Raw genomic sequence first — 17,575 nt, 5'->3', positions numbered from 1 at the left:
CACTCCCCATACAAGGATGAAGGATCAGCGATCCGAAGGACGGCGTTTGTGGCGCCGCCGTTGCCCTACGCCGGCGCGCCCGATTTCACGAGCTTGTAGATCACCGAATCCATCAGCGCCTGGAACGAGGCGTCGATGATGTTCGGGGACACGCCGACCGTGGTCCAGCTGTCGCCGTTCTCGTCCTCGCTCTCGATCAGCACGCGCGTGACCGCACCGGTGCCGCCGTTGAGGATACGCACGCGGTAGTCGATCAGCTTCAGCCCCTCGATGTATTTCTGGTACTTGCCGAGGTCCTTGCGCAGGGCGACGTCGAGCGCGTTGACGGGACCGTTGCCTTCGGCCGCCGAGATCAAATGTTCGCCGGCGACGTCGACCTTGACCACGGCCAGCGCGACGGTGACGCGCTCGCCGAGCGCGTTGTAGCGCTGCTCGACATTGACGTCGAACTGCTCGACCTCGAAATAGTGCGGCACCTTGCCGAGCGTGCGGCGCGCCAGAAGCTCGAACGAAGCATTGGCGGATTCATAGGCGTAGCCCTGCGCCTCGCGCTCCTTCAACTCCTCGACCAGCCGCGTCAGCTTCGGATCGCTCTTCTCGTAGGCGATGCCGGCGCGGTCGAGCTCGGCAATGACATTGGAGCGGCCGGCCTGATCCGACACCAGCACCCTGCGACGATTGCCGACCAGCTCCGGCAACACATGCTCGTAGGTCTGCGGATCCTTCATCACGGCGGAGGCATGGATACCGGTCTTGGTGACGAAGGCGCTTTCGCCGACATAGGCCGCGTGCCGGTTCGGCACGCGGTTGAGCATGTCGTCCAGCGTGCGCGAGACCTTGACCAGGGTCGCCAGCTTCTCCGCCCTGACGCTGATCTCGAAAGCATCGGCAAATTCGCTCTTCAGCTTCAAGGTCGGGATCAGCGAGCAGAGATTGGCGTTGCCGCAGCGCTCCCCTAAGCCGTTCAGCGTGCCCTGGATCTGCCGCGCGCCGGCGCGCACCGCGGCGAGCGAATTCGCCACCGCCTGCTCGGTGTCGTTATGGGCGTGGATGCCGAGATGATCGCCGGGAATGTGTTTTGTCACCTCGGTGACGATAGACTCGACCTCGTTCGGCATAGTGCCGCCATTGGTGTCGCACAGCACGACCCAGCGCGCTCCGGATTCATAGGCGGCCTTGGCGCAGGCGAGCGCGAAGCTGGCGTCCTCCTTGTAGCCGTCGAAAAAGTGTTCGCAATCGAGCATGACCTCGCGGCCCGCGGCCTTCGCCGCGGCCACGCTGTCACGGATCGAGGCGAGGTTTTCCTCCTTGGTCGTCTCAAGCGCGACGCGCACTTGGTAGGCGGAGGATTTTGCCACGAAGCAGATCGCATCGGCCTTCGCTTCCAAAAGCCCGGCGACGCCGGGATCGTTGGAGACCGACCGCCCTGCCCGCCGCGTCATGCCGAACGCGGTAAAGCGCGCATGAGTCAGCTTGGGCCTGATGCCGAAAAACTCGGTGTCGAGCGGATTGGCGCCGGGATAGCCGCCCTCGACATAATCGATGCCGAGCTCGTCCAGCATCGCGGCGATGACCTGCTTGTCGGTCAGCGTGAAATCGACGCCATTGGTCTGCGCCCCGTCGCGCAGCGTGGTATCGAACAGATAGAGGCGCTCCTTGCTCATTGCGGTGCTCCGAGCGCCTTCTGCATGGTGGTGTTGGCGAGCCACTCGCCGTTGACGGTGACGGTGTTGCGCTGCTTGGCCGTGTAACCGCGCTTGGCGAAGAAGCCCTGTGCGGTGTCGCTGGCATCGACGGTCAGGTCCTTGGCACCGCGGCCGCCCGCGAGCTTTTCCAGCGCATCGACGAGCATGGTGGCGATGCCCTGCCGGCTGACTGCCGGATGCACATAGAGCATGCGGATGTGATCGGTGCCGCGCAGCGAAGCGAAGCCCACGGGCGAGCCTTCCAGCGTCGCGATCAGCGTCAGGTCGGAAGCCAGGCGGGCGCCGAACTCCTCGTCCTGCGCCGTCGCCATCCAGGCTTCCTGCTGCGCCTCGCTGTAGTCGTCGCCGGTCAATTCCTCGATACTGGCTGCGAAGATCGCAGCAAGGACCGGCACGTCATCCGGCAGGAACGGCCGCAGGGCGGCTTTCGGCAAAGTCTGTCCCATCGTCTTCACCACATCCCATAGAGCTTGAGGGCCAGCGCCACCGCGGCCGCGAGCAGCAGGATCTTCAGCGCGATGTAATAGAGCCAGTGCCTCGGGAAAGGCGTGTCGGGCCGTTTCATCGCGCGATCTCCCAGGTCGTCCCGTCCTTGGAGTCCTTGATCGCGACACCCATCGCGGCGAGCTCGTCGCGGAGACGATCGGACTCCTTGAAATCCTTGCGGGCACGCGCCGCCGTCCGCTCCGAGATCAGGCGTTCGACCTCCTTGGCATCGACGCCGCTCGCCTGTTGCTTGCGGCCTTCCCATCGCGCGGCGCTCTCGGAAAGGAAGCCAAGCAGGCGTAACGACGCCGCCAAACCGCTCACATCGCCGTTGCGGAGACCATGCAGCGCAGCGATCGCGAGAGGCGTGTTGAGGTCGTCAAGTAGCGGCTCGACCACGGATGCAGCCGGCTTGCCGGGCTCGACGTCGGCTGCGAGCCGATACCAGTCGTCGAGCGTCCTGGCACTCTCCTCCAGCGACTTCATGGTCCAGTCGATCGGCGAATGATAATGCGTCTTCAGCATGTTCAGGCGCAGCACCTCACCGGGCCAGTCCGCGAGCAATTCATGGATGGTGACGAAATTGCCGAGGCTCTTCGACATCTTCTCGCTCTCGACCTGGAGGAAGCCGTTGTGCATCCAATAGTTGGCCATGCGCTCCCGGTGGAAGGCGCAGCAGGTCTGTGCGACCTCGTTCTCGTGGTGCGGAAACACCAGATCGATACCGCCGCCATGAATGTCGAAATGCTCGCCGAGATGCTTCCAGGCCATGGCCGAGCATTCGACGTGCCAGCCCGGACGCCCCGGCGCAGCGATGCCGGCCGGCGACGGCCATGACGGCTCGCCCGGCTTGGACGGCTTCCACAGCACGAAGTCGGTGGCGTCGCGCTTGTAGGGCGCGACATCGACGCGGGCGCCGGCAATCATTTCGTCCAGCGAACGCTTTGAGAGCGCGCCATAACGCGGCAACGTGGAATTCGCCGCGTTCATCGCCTGCGGCGAGAACAGCACGTGGTCCTCGGCAACGTAGGCGAAGTCGCCGGCGACGAGCCGCTCGATGATCTCGCGCATCTCGCCGATATGCTCGGTCGCGCGCGGCTCGACGCTCGGCCGGAGCGCGCCAAGCGCGTCGACGTCGGCGTGAAACTGCTTGCCGGTCTGCTCGGTGACCTTGCGGATCGCCTCGTTCAGCGGCAGGCCGGGAAAATCGCGCGCGGCGCGGTCGTTGATCTTGTCGTCGACGTCGGTGATGTTGCGGACATATTTGACGTGCGCCTCGCCATAGAGATGGCGCAGCAGCCGAAACAGCACGTCGAACACGATCACCGGCCGCGCATTGCCGATATGGGCGAAGTCATAGACCGTCGGTCCGCACACGTACATGCGGACGTTGTTCGGATCGAGCGGCACAAAGGTGCGCTTTTCCCGGCTCAACGTGTCGTAAAGACGCAATTCCATATGGATACCCGTCGGCTGTTGGCCGGGCGTCCAGTGCTCTCAATGGTTTTGAGAAAAGACGGCTCCAGCCAGCGAATCGCTAGCTCGTAATCTCGCGGCAAATGCCACAAATGGCGAGGAGACCGTTCATGTGGAACATATGGGCCACCAGGGGCCCTTGCGTCAAGAGAGCCGCGAAAAAGCCGCTTTGTCTCCGCAAAGCGCGCCCACCCGCCATGATGGTTCATCATCATTAACCTTTTGAGTTTATTCGGAAGCTGGCGGTTCCCTTAAACCCCGGTGCTCCCCCTATGCGATCCCTGTTCGCGCTCGTCTCCTGCGCCGCCCTCGTCGCGGCATCCAGCGCATTCGCCGAGACCCGCGTCTTCATCATCGCCAACCAGGCAGATGGATACGGGATCGACCAGTGCCTGGCCAAGGGCGAGAAATGCGGCGCGCAGGTCGCGCGCACCTACTGCCAGTCGCGGGATTTTGCCCAGGCCTCGGCCTTTCGCCGGGTCGATCCTGATGAAATTACCGGCTCTGTCCCCAAATCCGGCGCAAACTGCTCCCATGGCCATTGCGATGAATATGTCGCGATCACCTGTCAGCGCTGAATTCTCTCGGAGCTGGCGGACCTTAGGCCCAATCTTTGGCCCTTGAAACGACGTGACGATGCCGCAGGAAGCGGCTATTGGAAGGCGCGCTTCGGCCCCCAAGTCACTTCGGCCGCAAGCCACTTCGGCCCCAAGTCACTTCGGCTTCCAAGTCATTGGGCCGTGACCTCGCTAGAATGGCGGATATGCCTGAATTTTTGTCCCTGCCCCGTCCTCGTTTCGTCCTTGCCTGCACCGTGCTCTTGAGCGCAGCCGTGCTCGCCACCGGCGCTTTCGCGCAGGCCGGCCCGCCCGGACCGCCACCTGCGCCCGGTCAAAACGGACTTGGGCCGAACCCGATGTGCTCGCGGCTGGAAGGCCAGCTTGCCGCACTCGATCGTGGCGGCAGCGGCGACCCCGCACGCGAAGACCAGATCCGCCGCTACCAGGATTCCCAGGCCAAGCAACAGGCCGAGCTCGACCGCGTCACCATGCAGGCCAAGCGCATGGGCTGCGATTCCTCCGGCTTCTTCTCGCTCTTCAACGGCCAGTCGGCGCAGTGCGGCCCGGTCAACACCCAGATCCAGCAGATGCGCGCCAACCTGGACCAGATCACCGGCAATCTCGAACGCCTGCGCGGCGGCGGCCCCGGCGGCTTCAGTCCGGAGCGCGACAGTCAGCGTCGCTCGGTGCTGGTCGCGCTCGCGCAGAACAATTGCGGCCCGCAATATGCCAACGCCGCGCAGTCGCAGGGCGGCGGCAACTTCCTGAGCAATCTGTTCGGCGGCAACAACGCCAACAATCCGCAAGGCGTCCCGCCAGCCGATCTCGGCCCGCAATCCGGTACCTACCGTACCGTGTGCGTGCGCACCTGCGACGGCGCCTATTTCCCGGTCTCGTTCGCGACGGTGCCGGCGCGCTTCCCCGACGACGAGAAAACCTGCAAGGCGCTGTGTCCGGCGGCCGACGCCTCGCTCTACACTTACCGCAATCCCGGCGAGGACATGAACTCCGCGGTCTCCGTCAGCGGCCAGCCCTACACGGCGCTGCCGACCGCATTCAAATTCCGCAATGAGTTCAATCCGTCCTGCTCCTGCAAGGCCGCGGGCCAGAGCTGGGCCGACGCGCTGAAATCGGTAGACGACAAGGCCGCTGCCGAGCAGCAGGGTGACATCATCGTCACCGAAGAGAGCGCCAAGAAGATGCAGCACCGTCAGCTCACCAAGGGCGCGCCTGCCAGCAATGCCAAGAAGGGCACCGCCCCGGTGCCGCCGACCGCCAACGCACCGGCCGCCACACCGCCCGCGGATACGGGCACAGCCACAACGTCCTCCGAGAACAAGCCGATCCGTTCGGTCGGGCCGAGCTTCCTGCCGCAGCAGCAGAAGTAGACCGTTACTCTCTGTCATGCCGCGCGAAGGCGGCCGCCGGGAGCGGCCGTTTCGCTGTTACGGCTCACCCTCGCGGCTCCACGGGAAGAGGTTGGCCGGAAAGTCCGCTGCGTAGCGCCTTCCCTTCGGGGGCGGCGGCGGCTCGTCCGGTGGATTCGGATTCGGCTCGACCGCCCGCCGATAGAGGTGCCAGGTGGCATGACCGAGCACCGGAAGGGTGACAGCGAGACCGACGAAGAGCGGCAGCGAGCCGATCACGAGCAGCGCCGCCACGATGAGACCCCAGCCGGCCATCGCAACCGGATTCGCCGCTACCACTCGGAGCGACGTGCGGATCGCATCGATCGCAGTCGCATGCCGGTCGAGCATCAACGGAAACGACACAACGCTGACGCACAGAGCCACAACCGCAAACAGGAAGCCGACACCACAACCGACAATAATGAGCGACCAGCCTTCCGGTGTCGTCAGCACGCGCGTTGCGAAGTCAGGAATACTTGCAGCGGGCGCATGACCGAAGATTGTGACGTAGATTGCATTCGCGGCACCGATCCAGGCCCCGAACAGGACGAGCAGGAGTACGCCAAGCTCGAGCATGGCGCCAAACGACGGTGCGCGCAGCACCTTGATCGCGTCCCACGCGCCGACCTCCTCGCCGCGCTCGCGGCGACGGCTGAGTTCGTAGAGACCGATCGCGGCAAAGGGGCCGACCAAGGCAAACCCGGCGGCCAGCGGAAAGAGCAGCGGCAGCACCGAATAGCCGAGAACCATCCTGAACAGGACGAGGCCGAGAACGGGATAAATCACGCACACAACGATCGCGTGACTTGGCATTGCCTGGAAATCCTCCCAACCCAGGCGCAGCGCATCGGTCAGGTCGGACCAACTGATCTTGCGAGTGGGATAAGAGGCCGCTTCGCCGAATACGTGCCGCCTCATCATGTGGTGAGAGTACAAAGTGGCCATGAACGCACCCTCCCGTGCTGAAAGTCGCGGCGGCGATAGCACGGGCTTTCCAGCCACGCGTGTCCGCCTCTTGAGCGAGAAACGCGATGGGCCGAGTACGGCATCCAGGTTCAACGAAACGAGCCTGGCCGGACGGAACCCGTCGCGACCTACCTTGCGAGATTAGCGCGCGCGGTGCACGGCTGCACTCACGGTTGGGTGAATTGTGCACCTGCACAGATTTGTGCGCTGCGTCACCCAAGGCGCCGCCGTCAGCTTCGCAGGTGTCGCCGACTTGCCGGGCGAGACGCTCACGCCACGTCAGCACGTCTTACATGCTCTCACGTCTACATGCTCTATTGACGCCGGGTTCGGCGCGGATCATTTTAAACGTGTAGACGCCCTCAACTCCGATGAGATTGTTGGTCGCGATCGTTCTCTTGATTTCGCGACCGTGGAATGGGCGAGGCAACAGGCCGGCGATGGCACAGGTGCCGACCAAGAAAAGCCAGCCATCGTGACAGACGTGAGCTCCGCCCTGAATTCGTATCCGTAGCCTTTGATGGCAAGGATGGATCAGGATGGCTGTCGCACTGATACTGCTTCTGGTCGCTATCGGCTCGGTGCTGTTTCACCTCTACAGCCCTTGGTGGTGGACGCCGATCGCCACTAACTGGGCCTATATCGACCACACCATCAGCATCACGTTCTGGATCACGGGTTTCGTTTTCGTCGCGGTCATCGCCTTCATGGCCTATTGCGTCTTCCGCTTTCACCACAAAGAGGGAAGACGGGCTGACTACAATCCGGAAAACAAAAGGCTCGAATGGTGGCTGAGCGTCGGGACGGGCGTCGGGGTCGCAGCCATGCTGGCGCCTGGCCTCGTGGTCTGGCACCAGTTCGTGACAGTGCCGGCGGATGCCACCGAGGTCGAGGTCATGGGCCAGCAATGGCAATGGAGCTTCCGCCTTCCGGGCAAGGATGGGCAGTTGGGCACATCCGATGTCCGCAACATCGCCTCGGACAATCCGATGGGACTCAATCGCGACGATGCACATGGGCAGGACGACGTCGTGATCGAGAATGGCGACCTGCACCTTCAAGTTGGAAAGCCGGTCAAGATTCTCCTCCGCTCGGTTGATGTCCTGCACGATTTCTACGTGCCCGAATTCCGGGCCAAGATGGACATGGTCCCGGGCGTGGTGACCTATTTCTGGATAAACCCGATCCGAACCGGAACGTTCGATGTGCTCTGTGCAGAGCTTTGTGGCGCAGCTCACTATCAGATGCGAGCCAAGGTCATCATCGACGAAGAGCGTGAATATCACGCTTGGCTGGGGCAACAGAAGACGTTTGCAGAATTGTCGCCCGGAAACACCATCGTGAAGGCGACGTATCAATCCGGCGGCAAGTAGCAAGGTGCCGCCGCGACAATAAATCGGGTGCGTGAGACGAACTCGTCGCTCCCGATGGAAACGACCGAGGAGGTATTTCTATGGTCGATATTCCATATGAAGGTATCCCAGGCATCCCGCCTGCCGAAGTGCCTGATGTCGAGCTCTATCATCCGAGGAGCTGGTGGACACGGTATGTCTTCTCGCAGGACGCCAAGGTGATCGCCGTTCAGTACGCACTGACAGCCTCGGCCATCGGGCTGGTGGCCCTGGTGCTGTCGTGGCTGATGCGACTGCAACTGGGATTCCCTGGCACCTTCTCTTTCATCGATGCCAATCAGTACCTCCAGTTCATCACCATGCACGGCATGATCATGGTGATCTACCTGCTCACCGCATTGTTCCTGGGCGGCTTCGGCAACTACCTGATCCCGCTGATGGTCGGCGCTCGGGACATGGTCTTCCCTTACGTGAACATGCTGAGCTACTGGGTCTACCTGCTCGCGGTCCTAGTGCTGGCCTCGACATTTTTCGTGCCCGGCGGCCCCACCGGCGCCGGCTGGACCCTGTACCCACCGCAAGCAATCCTCTCCGGAACGCCCGGGCAGGATTGGGGCATCATTCTCATGCTGTCGTCCCTGATCCTGTTCATCATCGGCTTCACCATGGGCGGGCTGAATTATGTGGTCACGGTGCTCCAGGCGCGCACCCGCGGCATGACGTTGATGCGCCTGCCCCTGACGGTATGGGGCATTTTCACGGCGACAGTCATGGCGTTGCTGGCATTCCCTGCACTCTTCGTAGCCTCGGTCATGCTGCTGCTCGACCGTCTCTTGGGAACCAGCTTCTTCATGCCCTCCCTTGTCGAGATGGGCACACTGTCGAAATATGGTGGCGGCAGCCCGCTGCTCTTCCAGCATCTGTTCTGGTTCTTCGGCCACCCCGAGGTCTACATCGTCGCCCTGCCCGCCTTCGGCATCGTCTCCGATCTGATCAGCACGCATGCGCGCAAGAACATCTTTGGTTACCGCATGATGGTCTGGGCGATCGTGGCCATCGGCGCACTCAGCTTCGTCGTCTGGGCGCACCATATGTATGTAAGCGGCATGTTCCCGCAATTCGGGTACTTCTTCGCCACCACGACGCTCATCATCGCCATCCCCACCGCGATCAAGGTCTACAACTGGGTGCTGACCCTATGGCGCGGCGACATTCATCTCCGGGTGCCGATGCTGTTCGCCCTCGGCTTCATCATCACCTTCGTGAACGGCGGGCTCACCGGGCTCTTCCTCGGCAACGTCGTCGTGGACGTGCCGCTCTCGGATACCATGTTCGTGGTCGCGCATTTCCATATGGTGATGGGCGTGGCGCCGATCATGGTCGTTCTCGGCGCGATCTATCATTGGTACCCCAAGGTCACCGGGCGGATGCTGAACGATGCCCTGGGCAAGTTTCACTTCTGGGTCACCTTCCTCGGCGCCTACTTGATCTTCTTCCCAATGCACTATCTTGGACTGCTCGGGGTTCCACGCCGGTATTTCGAGCTCGGCGACGCCGCGTTCATCCCGTCCTCGGCCCATTCACTGAATGCCTTCATCTCCGTGGTGGCCTTGACCGTCGGCTTCAGCCAATTGGTGTTCCTGTTCAATCTTGCCTGGAGCCTGTTCAAAGGAGAGGCCGCAGGCGGCAATCCGTGGCAGGCGACGACGCTGGAGTGGCAGACGCCGGAGACACCTCCCGGGCATGGCAACTGGGGCAAGGAGCTCCCGATCGTGTACCGCTGGGCCTATGATTATAGTGTCCCCGGCGCCGAGGAGGACTTCATTCCGCAGAACCAGCCGCCGCGCGCGACGCAGGTGGTTCAGGGAGCTGCTTCGTGAGCGCCATCATCCTGTTCCTCGCTGTGATCGCGGTGATCGCCGGATGGTGGCTGTCGCAGCAGCGCCTGATGGCCAAGCCCTGGCTCGAGGAAGGCCCGGTCGGTGACTTCCCCGGCGGCGATACCATGACCTGGCCGGCAGCGAAGATCGGACTTGGCGTGTTTCTCGCCGTCGCGGGCTCATTGTTCGTCCTCTTCATCAGCGCCTACTCGATGCGCATGAACGTGACGGACTGGCGGGCGCTGCCCGTGCCCCGGCTGCTGTGGCTCAACACGGGCGTCCTGGTCCTGAGCAGCGGCGCGCTACAATGGTCGTACGTGGCCGCACGCCGATACGATGTTGAAGGCGTCATGATCGGCCTGCTCGCGGGCGGAGCATCCGCCGTGATCTTCCTCGCCGGTCAGCTCCTGGCCTGGCAACAGCTCGGAGCTGCCGGATATTTCATGGCGTCCAATCCGGCGAATTCCTTCTTCTTCCTGTTGACCGCGGTGCACGGGCTGCACCTGACGGGCGGCCTCGTGGCCCTCGGCCGAACCTCAGCCAAAGTGTGGCGTGGCGCTGAGGCCGCCGACATGCGCTTGAGCGTCGAGCTGTGCGCCATCTACTGGCATTTCCTGCTGCTGGTCTGGCTTGTCCTGCTCGGACTTCTCACCGGCTGGACCGACGATTTCATCAACATCTGTCGCCAATTGCTGAGCTAGGGAGGCGAGACCAGATGGCTGTGCTGACAAATCCGGGCCAATCGCCTGCGCGGCTTGAAGGCTGGCGCGGCATCGCCGCCGACTGGGCGTCCGATCAGCGAACCTTCAAGAACGTGTCCTGGGGCAAGGCCATGATGTGGATCTTCCTCCTCAGCGACACCTTCATCTTCAGTTGCTTCCTGCTCTCGTACATGACGGCGCGTATGTCGACCACCGTGCCGTGGCCCAACCCCAGCGAAGTCTTCGCTCTCAACTTAGCCGGCAGGCATATTCCGCTGATCCTGATCGCCATCATGACCTTTATCCTGATCAGCAGCAGCGGCACGATGGCGATGGCCGTCAATTTCGGCTACCGCCGCGATCGCGTCAGAACCGCCGCCTTGATGCTTGCGACGGCGGCCTTCGGCGCAACCTTCGTCGGAATGCAGGCCTTCGAATGGACCAAGCTGATCATGGAGGGCGTCCGGCCCTGGGGCAATCCATGGGGTGCGCCGCAGTTTGGTGCGAGCTTCTTCATGATCACCGGCTTCCACGGCACCCACGTGACGATCGGTGTGATCTTCCTGATCGCCATTGCGCGAAAGGTCTTGCGCGGCGACTTCGACGTCGAGAGGCGCGGCTTCTTCACGAGCCGCAAGGGCTATTACGAGATCGTCGAGATCATGGGCCTATACTGGCACTTCGTCGATCTCGTGTGGGTATTCATCTTTGCGTTCTTCTATCTTTGGTGAGGGCGGCGCATGACAAACGCGACGGTACACATGGAAGGACAGCTCCACGCTCCGGCGCATGGCGCAGTCGCAACAGCAGCCGTGCACGCCAAGGGGCAACAGCACCCGATCAAGCTCTACCTCGTGGTCTGGGGCTGGCTGTTTGTCCTCAGCACGTGCTCCTATCTCGTCGACTACTTTGGCCTACATGGCTATACGAGGTGGTCGCTGATCCTGCTGTTCATGGTGTTGAAGGCCGGTCTGATCGTCGCCGTCTTCATGCACATGGCCTGGGAGCGGCTGGCCCTCGCCTATGCCATCCTGCTGCCACCCGTCGCGGTGTTGGTGTTTGTGGCAATCATGGTGCTCGAATCCGAATACACCCACTTGCTCCGGGTGCTGTTCTTCGCAGCCCCGTCGTAGCGGCAGGCCGAGTTCTCACTTCGCTTCACTGTCATGCCCCCGCTACAGTATCCCGTGGCAGGGGTCGGTTTCTACAACGTGCCCTGCGGCGTGCTGGATCATCCGCCTTCGCGGATGATGACAGCGTGGCGGATGGCACACAGCCCGTCTCTCTCCGGTGCTACCCCTCGAACGCGTCGATCGAGGCCTGGTTGCCGCGCGAGACCAGCATCTCATCCGGCGCGGGCAGGGCCTCGCCGCTGTCGCGAAAGCGATTGGTGATGGGATAGCGGCGGTCGCGGCCGAAATTCCTGGCCGTCACCTTCACGCCGGGCGCGGCCTGGCGACGCTTGTATTCGGCGACGTTGAGGAGATGGTCGATGCGCACCACCGTCTCGCGGTCGAAGCCGGCGGCGATGATCTGGTCGAGCGGCTCTTCGCGCTCGATCAGACGCACGAGGATGGCATCGAGGACGTCATACGGCGGCAGCGAATCCTGATCGGTCTGGTTCTCGCGCAGCTCCGCCGTCGGCGGGCGCGTGATGATGTCGGGCGGGATGACCTCGCCCGCAGGCCCGAGCGCGCCCTCTGGCTTCCATGCGTTGCGCAACGCCGCCAGCCGAAACACCTGTGTCTTGTAGATGTCCTTGATCGGATTGAAGCCGCCGTTCATGTCGCCATAGAGCGTGGCATAGCCGACCGACATCTCCGACTTGTTGCCGGTGGTCACCACCATCAGCCCGGTCTTGTTGGAGATCGCCATCAAGAGCGTGCCGCGGGTGCGGGCCTGGAGATTTTCCTCGGTGATATCAGGCGGCAGATTCTTGAACACGCCTTCGAGGATGGCCTCGAACCCGTTCACCGCTTGCGCGATCGGCAGGACCTCGTAGCGGATGCCGAGATGGCCCGCGAGTTCGCCTGCGTCCGCGATCGAGCTCGCCGCGGTGAAGCGATAGGGCAGCATCACGCCGTGCACCTGGTCGTCGCCGAGCGCATCGACCGCGATGGCTGCGCACAGCGCCGAATCGATGCCGCCGGAGATGCCGAGCAGCACGCCGGGAAAGCCGTTCTTGGTGACGTAGTCGCGCAAGCCGAGTACGCAGGCGGCGTAATCGGCGTGGTCGCCTTCGGGCTGGGCGGCGATCGGGCCGGTGCAGCGCCAGTCGTCGCCGGTACGGGCGAAGCGCAGCGTGGTGATGCTTTCCTCGAACGCCGGCAGTTGCGCTGCGAGCGAGAGGTCGCCGTTGAGCGCGAAGGAGGCGCCGTCGAACACCAGCTCGTCCTGGCCGCCGATCTGGTTGAGATAGACCAGCGGCAAGCCGCACTCCGTCACCCGCGCCACCGCCACCGACAGGCGCACGTCGTTCTTGTCGCGAGCGTAGGGCGAGCCGTTCGGCACGAGGATGATCTCGGCGCCGGTCTCGGCCAGCGTCTCGACTACGTTCTCGTAGTCCTCGGACTCTTCCAGCCAGATGTCCTCGCAGATCGGCACACCGATGCGTAACCCGCGCACGGTGACCGGGCCGGCCGCGGGTCCGCGCGCAAACAGCCGCTTCTCGTCGAACACGCCGTAGTTCGGAAGATTGCACTTGAAGCGCAGCGCGGCGATGCGGCCGCCATCGAGCAGTGCGCAAGCATTGTAGAGCCTGTCGTCCTCGACCCAGGGCGTGCCGACCAGCATCGCCGGGCCGCCATCGGCGGTCTCTCGCGCAAGCGCCTCGATCGCAGCGCGGCAGGCGGCCTGGAAAGCCGGCTTCTGCACCAGGTCTTCCGGCGGATAGCCGGCGATGAACAATTCCGGAAACAGCACGATATCGGCGCCGTCGGCTTTGGCTTGTGCCCGCGCCGCCCGCGCCTTCGCGGCATTGCCCGCGATGTCGCCCACGACCGGATTGAGCTGGGCGAGCGTGACCGCGAATTCGTTGAGACGTTCAGTCATGGCCGCCTTTACTCGATCCAATGGCTAGACGAAACCCAACCGCTCGACGAGCGCAAAAATCCAGAAAGCGCCGGCCATCAGGAGCGCGACGCCGACCGCGGCTGAGCCCATGTCCTTGACGCGGCCGATCTGCTTGTCGTGATCCATGGTCAGGCGGTCGGCGAGTTTTTCGATCGCGGTGTTGAGCAGCTCGACCACCAGCACGAAGGCGACCGCACAGACCAGCTCGATCGCGCGCATCGCGGTCGCACTGATGAACCAGGCCAGCGGCAACGACAAGAGGAGCGCAAAAATCTCCTCGCGGATGGCCTGCTCCGAGCGGAACGCAAAGGCCAGACCGTTGCGGGAGTTGATCGTGGCCTTCCAGATCCGCAGCAAGATCTTAGAGCCCCGCTGCGGCCGGCATCGGCCGGACCTTGCCGGCGCGTTCCTGCTTGAGCAGCTCCGCGACCAGGAAAGCCATATCGATGGATTGCTCGGCGTTGAGGCGGGGATCGCAGACCGTATGGTAGCGGTCGTTGAGATCCTCGTCCGTGATCGCGCGGGCGCCGCCGAGGCATTCGGTGACGTCCTGGCCGGTCATCTCCAGATGCACGCCGCCGGCATGGGTGCCTTCGGCGGCATGAATCGTGAAGAACGACTTCACCTCCGACAGAATGCGGTCGAACGGCCGCGTCTTGTAGCCCGACGTCGAGGTGATGGTGTTGCCGTGCATGGGGTCGCACGACCAGACCACGACCCTGCCCTCGCGCTTCACCGCGCGGATCAGGTTCGGCAGATGCTCGCCGACCTTGTCAGAGCCGAAACGGCCGATCAAGGTCAGCCGGCCCGGCTCGTTGTCGGGGTTGAGCACGTCGATCAGCTTCAGCAGCTCGTCGGCCTTCAGCGACGGGCCGCACTTCAGCCCGATCGGATTCTTGATACCGCGGAAATATTCGACATGGCCGTGGTCGAGCTGGCGGGTGCGGTCGCCGATCCAGATCATATGGCCTGATGTCGCGTACCAGTCGCCGGTGGTGGAATCGACGCGGGTCATGGCCTGCTCGTAGCCGAGCAGCAGCGCCTCGTGGCTGGTATAGAAATCGGTGGCGCGCAGCTCGGGATGGCTCTCCAGATCGAGGCCGCAAGCCTGCATGAAGTTCAGCGCGTCCGAGATGCGGTCCGCCAATTCCTTGTAGCGGCGGGACTGCGGCGAATCCTTCAGGAAGCCCAGCATCCACTGATGCACACTGCCGAGATTGGCGAAGCCGCCGGTGGCGAAAGCGCGGAGCAGGTTCAGCGTCGCGGCCGACTGGCGATAGGCCATCAGCTGGCGCTGCGGATCCGGCACGCGCGCTTCCTTGGTGAAGGCGATGTCGTTGACGATGTCGCCGCGATAGCTGGGCAGCTCGACGCCGTCAATCTTCTCGGTCGGCGAGGACCGCGGCTTGGCGAACTGGCCGGCGATGCGGCCGACCTTCACCACCGGCACCGCGCCGGCATAGGTCAGCACCACCGCCATCTGGAGCAGCACGCGGAAGAAATCGCGGATGTTGTTGGCGCCGTGCTCGGCAAAGCTTTCGGCACAATCGCCGCCCTGGAGCAGGAAGGCTTCGCCGGCCGCAACCCGCGCCAGCGACTTCTTCAGATTGCGCGCCTCGCCCGCAAACACCAGCGGCGGAAACGTCGCAAGCTGCGCCTCGACGTCGGCCAGGGCTTTGGCGTCGGGATAGTCCGGCACCTGCAGCACCGGCTTGCTGCGCCAGGACTCGGGCGTCCACCGCTCGGACATCGCAATCTCTCCGTAAAGCGAAAAGTACAACCTGATCTGTGGGTTGCGAGGGCCGCCTTATACACAGGCCGGCCGCCCGCCGCCAGTTGTAAATCCGTTTCGCACCGCAAACCCTTGCGGGAAAAGCTGAATTCGCATTTGCTGGCCGCCAGAGGAAACTCGGGAAGGACAACGGCACCCCATGGACGCCGCAAGCGACGACGTTTTCATCGACGAGATCAGCTTCCCGGCCACCGACGGGTATGCGCTGACCGGCACGCTGTTCCTGCCCCGCGGCACCAAGCGCCATGCCGTCCTGATCAACTCCGCCACCGCCGTCCCGCGAAAAATCTATCGCGGCTTTGCCTCCTACCTCGCCCACCGCGGCTGCGCGGTGCTGACCTATGACTACCGCGGCATCGGCGACTCCCGGCAGCCGGCGATGGTCGGCTACAACCAGCCGAAATCGCTGGTCGGCTTCAAGGCCTCGATGTCGGACTGGGCCGCGCTCGACGTCGCCGCCGCGGTGCGCTGGATGCGCGAGCGGTACAACACCCTGCCCCTGGCCTATGTCGGTCATTCCTTCGGCGGCCAGGCGCTGGGGCTGCTCGCGAACAACACCGAGATCTCGCGCGCCATACTGCTGGCCTCGCAGGCCGCGACCTGGCGGCTGATGACCTCGCCGGAGAAATACCGCGTCTACGCCTTTATGAATTTCATCGGCGTTCCGCTCGCACACGCGCTCGGCTACGCGCCGGGCTGGGCCGGCATCGGCGAGGACCTGCCCAAGGGCGTGTTCCTGCAATGGGCCGAGTGGGTGTCGAGCCCGCGCTATCTGTTCGATTCAAAGCTGCCGGCGTTGGAAAACTTCGCCAAGTTCAAAGGCGAGCTGCGCGCGCTGTGCTTCTCCGACGATCCCTGGGCGACGCGACCCGCGGTCGAGCTGCTGACCGGCGGATTCACCGCGATCAAGCCGGAGGTCCTGACGATCAAACCGTCCGAGGTCGGCGCCAAGGCGATCGGCCATTTCGGCTTCTTCCGCTCCGAGCACCGCGACACACTGTGGCGCGGCGTTGCGGAATGGATGCAGGAGGAGTGAGGCGGCTTAACGAATGATCGTGGTCAGGGACGAGTAGCGCCTGTTGGGCTTGGCTTCGCTGGGCGTGAACTGGGCAAAGGCGTCGCTGACGCGCACCGCCGGCGGCGTATTGCTCGCGAAACGAAATTCCTTCGGCCGCGGCGCGTAGAAGGCGCTGCTGTAATAGACATCGTCGAAACGCGCCTCGCCGTGGCCGAACACTGCATCGCAGGCGAACAGAAGCGCGTAGACCCCTGCCACCGCGACGACAATCTCTCTGAAAATAGACATGCGGATGCCCCTTTTCGGGAAGGATGCATGCAGGTTCCAAAACTCGGGTTTAAGGCGGCGCGATTGTTGTCTGCACGGTTTGCCGCCGCTGAGCGGATTGCAGACATTTTTATCGATTAGTCGGCGTCCGATCAGATCACCGGCTCGTCCTTCAGCGCGGCGATGACCTGTTCGCCCTGCGCGGTCAGGCGATAGGTCACCATCGGACGGCTCGACGGCGGCTTGCGCGCGACTTCGACGATATAGCCGCGCACCATCAGGGCTTCGAAGCTGCCGTAGTAGCCGAACATGCTGATCTGGTTCTGCTTGAGCACCTTGAATTCGCGCAGCAAACTGATCTCGTTGCCCGAGAGCAGCGACCTTCGGACGCGCTCGACGAACCGCGCGCGCTGGTCGAACCACGCCTGGTCGGGCAACTCGTGCGAAGCTGGCGCAGGGTCCCGTTCGCAGGGACGCATCCGGGCGGCGACATCGGCCGGGACCGGCGGCAGGCATGGGATGCTGTTGCCGACCGCCGCTTTCGCGACGTTGAGCAAAGCAATGGACCAGCGCCGCTTGTTGTCCACCATGACCGGCGGTGGCACGACGTTGTCGCGCACCAATTGCTCGAAGCGGCCGGCGGTCACGCCGACATAGGCCGCCGCGCGACGACGGTCGACCAAGCGGGTGTCCAGCCCGTGCTCCAGCTCGCTGGCGATGTTCTCGTTCACCCCGATCGTCCCCTGGCGCGTCGTTGCGCTGGCGTGGCGCCCCGCCAAACCGCGCGGGAACCTAACGGGGACCGGCGTTCTCGAAAAGCAGAGAATTTCGTACATGTTGATGCCGTTTCGGCAGCAGCTATAGTTCGACCGTAACCGGCATGAGGGCCC

The 17,575-nt window shown here is 63.6% G+C and carries 17 protein-coding genes; 8 read left to right on the top strand and 9 right to left on the bottom strand.

Annotated elements, in window-relative coordinates; all coding sequences use genetic code 11:
* Window positions 1-65 precede the first annotated feature (65 nt).
* From cimA to cysS, 3 genes are all read right to left on the bottom strand, one after another.
* The gene (gene cimA / locus FXV83_RS32715; protein WP_148743698.1) at window positions 66-1,664 is read right to left on the bottom strand and encodes a citramalate synthase; all 1,599 of its coding nucleotides are present in this window, start codon (window positions 1,662-1,664) and stop codon (window positions 66-68) included.
* Window positions 1,661-2,152, bottom strand: coding sequence for a GNAT family N-acetyltransferase (locus tag FXV83_RS32710; protein ID WP_187436321.1), 492 nt, complete (start codon window positions 2,150-2,152; stop codon window positions 1,661-1,663). Before FXV83_RS32710 ends, cimA begins: the two co-directional genes overlap by 4 nt.
* Window positions 2,153-2,267: 115 nt before the next feature.
* Window positions 2,268-3,650, bottom strand: a complete 1,383-nt coding sequence (gene cysS / locus FXV83_RS32705) for a cysteine--tRNA ligase (RefSeq protein ID WP_148743696.1) — start codon at window positions 3,648-3,650, stop codon at window positions 2,268-2,270.
* 290 nt (window positions 3,651-3,940) lie between these two features.
* Between cysS and FXV83_RS32700 the strand changes: the two genes are divergently transcribed.
* Both FXV83_RS32700 and FXV83_RS32695 read left to right on the top strand, forming a co-directional pair.
* Window positions 3,941-4,246, top strand: a complete 306-nt coding sequence (locus FXV83_RS32700; RefSeq protein ID WP_148743695.1) for a hypothetical protein — start codon at window positions 3,941-3,943, stop codon at window positions 4,244-4,246.
* A gap of 176 nt (window positions 4,247-4,422) precedes the next feature.
* Window positions 4,423-5,616 (top strand): DUF2865 domain-containing protein, encoded by a 1,194-nt coding sequence (locus FXV83_RS32695; protein ID WP_148743694.1) that lies wholly within the window; start codon window positions 4,423-4,425, stop codon window positions 5,614-5,616.
* Between the two features lie 57 nt (window positions 5,617-5,673).
* Here the strand turns inward: FXV83_RS32695 and FXV83_RS32690 are convergent, their stop codons facing one another.
* A complete protein-coding gene (locus tag FXV83_RS32690; RefSeq protein WP_148743700.1) occupies window positions 5,674-6,582 on the bottom strand; it encodes a DUF2189 domain-containing protein in 909 nt (302 codons plus the stop codon).
* A gap of 560 nt (window positions 6,583-7,142) precedes the next feature.
* Here FXV83_RS32690 and FXV83_RS32685 point away from each other — a divergent pair.
* The 5 genes from FXV83_RS32685 (at window position 7,143) to FXV83_RS32665 (ending at window position 11,669) form a co-directional block, all read left to right on the top strand.
* Window positions 7,143-7,976 carry a cytochrome c oxidase subunit II gene (locus tag FXV83_RS32685; protein ID WP_148743693.1) on the top strand — a complete coding sequence of 278 codons (834 nt, stop codon included), beginning with the start codon at window positions 7,143-7,145 and terminating at the stop codon, window positions 7,974-7,976.
* Window positions 7,977-8,056: 80 nt separating this feature from the next.
* A complete protein-coding gene (locus FXV83_RS32680; RefSeq protein ID WP_148743692.1) occupies window positions 8,057-9,835 on the top strand; it encodes a cbb3-type cytochrome c oxidase subunit I in 1,779 nt (592 codons plus the stop codon).
* Window positions 9,832-10,536: a cytochrome c oxidase subunit 3 gene (locus FXV83_RS32675; RefSeq protein WP_148743691.1), complete on the top strand. Its 705-nt coding sequence runs from the start codon at window positions 9,832-9,834 to the stop codon at window positions 10,534-10,536. The genes FXV83_RS32680 and FXV83_RS32675 overlap by 4 nt, the downstream gene beginning before the upstream one ends.
* A 14-nt stretch (window positions 10,537-10,550) precedes the next feature.
* Entirely contained in the window at window positions 10,551-11,267 is a 717-nt protein-coding gene (locus tag FXV83_RS32670; protein WP_148743690.1) for a heme-copper oxidase subunit III family protein, read from the top strand.
* 9 nt (window positions 11,268-11,276) lie between these two features.
* Entirely contained in the window at window positions 11,277-11,669 is a 393-nt protein-coding gene (locus FXV83_RS32665; protein WP_187436320.1) for a cytochrome C oxidase subunit IV family protein, read from the top strand.
* A gap of 160 nt (window positions 11,670-11,829) precedes the next feature.
* Here the strand turns inward: FXV83_RS32665 and FXV83_RS32660 are convergent, their stop codons facing one another.
* The 3 genes from FXV83_RS32660 to FXV83_RS32650 are packed head-to-tail and all read right to left on the bottom strand — an operon-like array spanning window position 11,830 to window position 15,358.
* Window positions 11,830-13,587 carry an NAD+ synthase gene (locus tag FXV83_RS32660; RefSeq protein WP_148743689.1) on the bottom strand — a complete coding sequence of 586 codons (1,758 nt, stop codon included), beginning with the start codon at window positions 13,585-13,587 and terminating at the stop codon, window positions 11,830-11,832.
* Window positions 13,588-13,611: 24 nt separating this feature from the next.
* Window positions 13,612-13,965: a diacylglycerol kinase gene (locus FXV83_RS32655; RefSeq protein ID WP_148743688.1), complete on the bottom strand. Its 354-nt coding sequence runs from the start codon at window positions 13,963-13,965 to the stop codon at window positions 13,612-13,614.
* 4 nt (window positions 13,966-13,969) lie between these two features.
* A complete protein-coding gene (locus FXV83_RS32650; protein ID WP_148743687.1) occupies window positions 13,970-15,358 on the bottom strand; it encodes a class II 3-deoxy-7-phosphoheptulonate synthase in 1,389 nt (462 codons plus the stop codon).
* 181 nt (window positions 15,359-15,539) lie between these two features.
* Here FXV83_RS32650 and FXV83_RS32645 point away from each other — a divergent pair, with 181 nt between their 5' ends.
* Entirely contained in the window at window positions 15,540-16,436 is an 897-nt protein-coding gene (locus FXV83_RS32645) for an alpha/beta hydrolase family protein (RefSeq protein WP_148743686.1), read from the top strand.
* Between the two features lie 6 nt (window positions 16,437-16,442).
* Here FXV83_RS32645 and FXV83_RS32640 read toward each other — a convergent pair whose 3' ends face one another.
* On the bottom strand, window positions 16,443-16,706 hold the full coding sequence (locus FXV83_RS32640) for a hypothetical protein (protein ID WP_148743685.1): 264 nt from the start codon (window positions 16,704-16,706) through the stop codon (window positions 16,443-16,445).
* A 131-nt stretch (window positions 16,707-16,837) separates the two neighbouring features.
* Entirely contained in the window at window positions 16,838-17,416 is a 579-nt protein-coding gene (locus tag FXV83_RS32635) for a hypothetical protein (protein ID WP_148743684.1), read from the bottom strand.
* Between the last annotated feature and the right edge of the window lie 159 nt (window positions 17,417-17,575).

The sequence above is a fragment of the Bradyrhizobium hipponense genome, from assembly GCF_008123965.1.
GTDB lineage: Bacteria > Pseudomonadota > Alphaproteobacteria > Rhizobiales > Xanthobacteraceae > Bradyrhizobium > Bradyrhizobium hipponense.
Note: the sequence above shows the minus strand (reverse complement) of the source record. Positions and strands in the feature narration are given on the sequence as shown.

Excerpts from the sequence above, each read along its gene's own strand:
- FXV83_RS32665 (WP_187436320.1), top strand. The coding sequence starts at position 11,277 with ATGACAAACGCGACGGTACACATGGAAGGACAGCTCCACGCTCCGGCG.
- FXV83_RS32660 (WP_148743689.1), bottom strand. The coding sequence starts at position 13,587 with ATGACTGAACGTCTCAACGAATTCGCGGTCACGCTCGCCCAGCTCAAT.
- FXV83_RS32700 (WP_148743695.1), top strand. The coding sequence starts at position 3,941 with ATGCGATCCCTGTTCGCGCTCGTCTCCTGCGCCGCCCTCGTCGCGGCA.
- cimA (WP_148743698.1), bottom strand. The coding sequence starts at position 1,664 with ATGAGCAAGGAGCGCCTCTATCTGTTCGATACCACGCTGCGCGACGGG.
- FXV83_RS32685 (WP_148743693.1), top strand. The coding sequence starts at position 7,143 with ATGGCTGTCGCACTGATACTGCTTCTGGTCGCTATCGGCTCGGTGCTG.
- FXV83_RS32695 (WP_148743694.1), top strand. The coding sequence starts at position 4,423 with ATGGCGGATATGCCTGAATTTTTGTCCCTGCCCCGTCCTCGTTTCGTC.
- FXV83_RS32650 (WP_148743687.1), bottom strand. The coding sequence starts at position 15,358 with ATGTCCGAGCGGTGGACGCCCGAGTCCTGGCGCAGCAAGCCGGTGCTG.
- FXV83_RS32710 (WP_187436321.1), bottom strand. The coding sequence starts at position 2,152 with ATGGGACAGACTTTGCCGAAAGCCGCCCTGCGGCCGTTCCTGCCGGAT.
- cysS (WP_148743696.1), bottom strand. The coding sequence starts at position 3,650 with ATGGAATTGCGTCTTTACGACACGTTGAGCCGGGAAAAGCGCACCTTT.
- FXV83_RS32680 (WP_148743692.1), top strand. The coding sequence starts at position 8,057 with ATGGTCGATATTCCATATGAAGGTATCCCAGGCATCCCGCCTGCCGAA.
- FXV83_RS32690 (WP_148743700.1), bottom strand. The coding sequence starts at position 6,582 with ATGGCCACTTTGTACTCTCACCACATGATGAGGCGGCACGTATTCGGC.
- FXV83_RS32645 (WP_148743686.1), top strand. The coding sequence starts at position 15,540 with ATGGACGCCGCAAGCGACGACGTTTTCATCGACGAGATCAGCTTCCCG.
- FXV83_RS32640 (WP_148743685.1), bottom strand. The coding sequence starts at position 16,706 with ATGTCTATTTTCAGAGAGATTGTCGTCGCGGTGGCAGGGGTCTACGCG.
- FXV83_RS32670 (WP_148743690.1), top strand. The coding sequence starts at position 10,551 with ATGGCTGTGCTGACAAATCCGGGCCAATCGCCTGCGCGGCTTGAAGGC.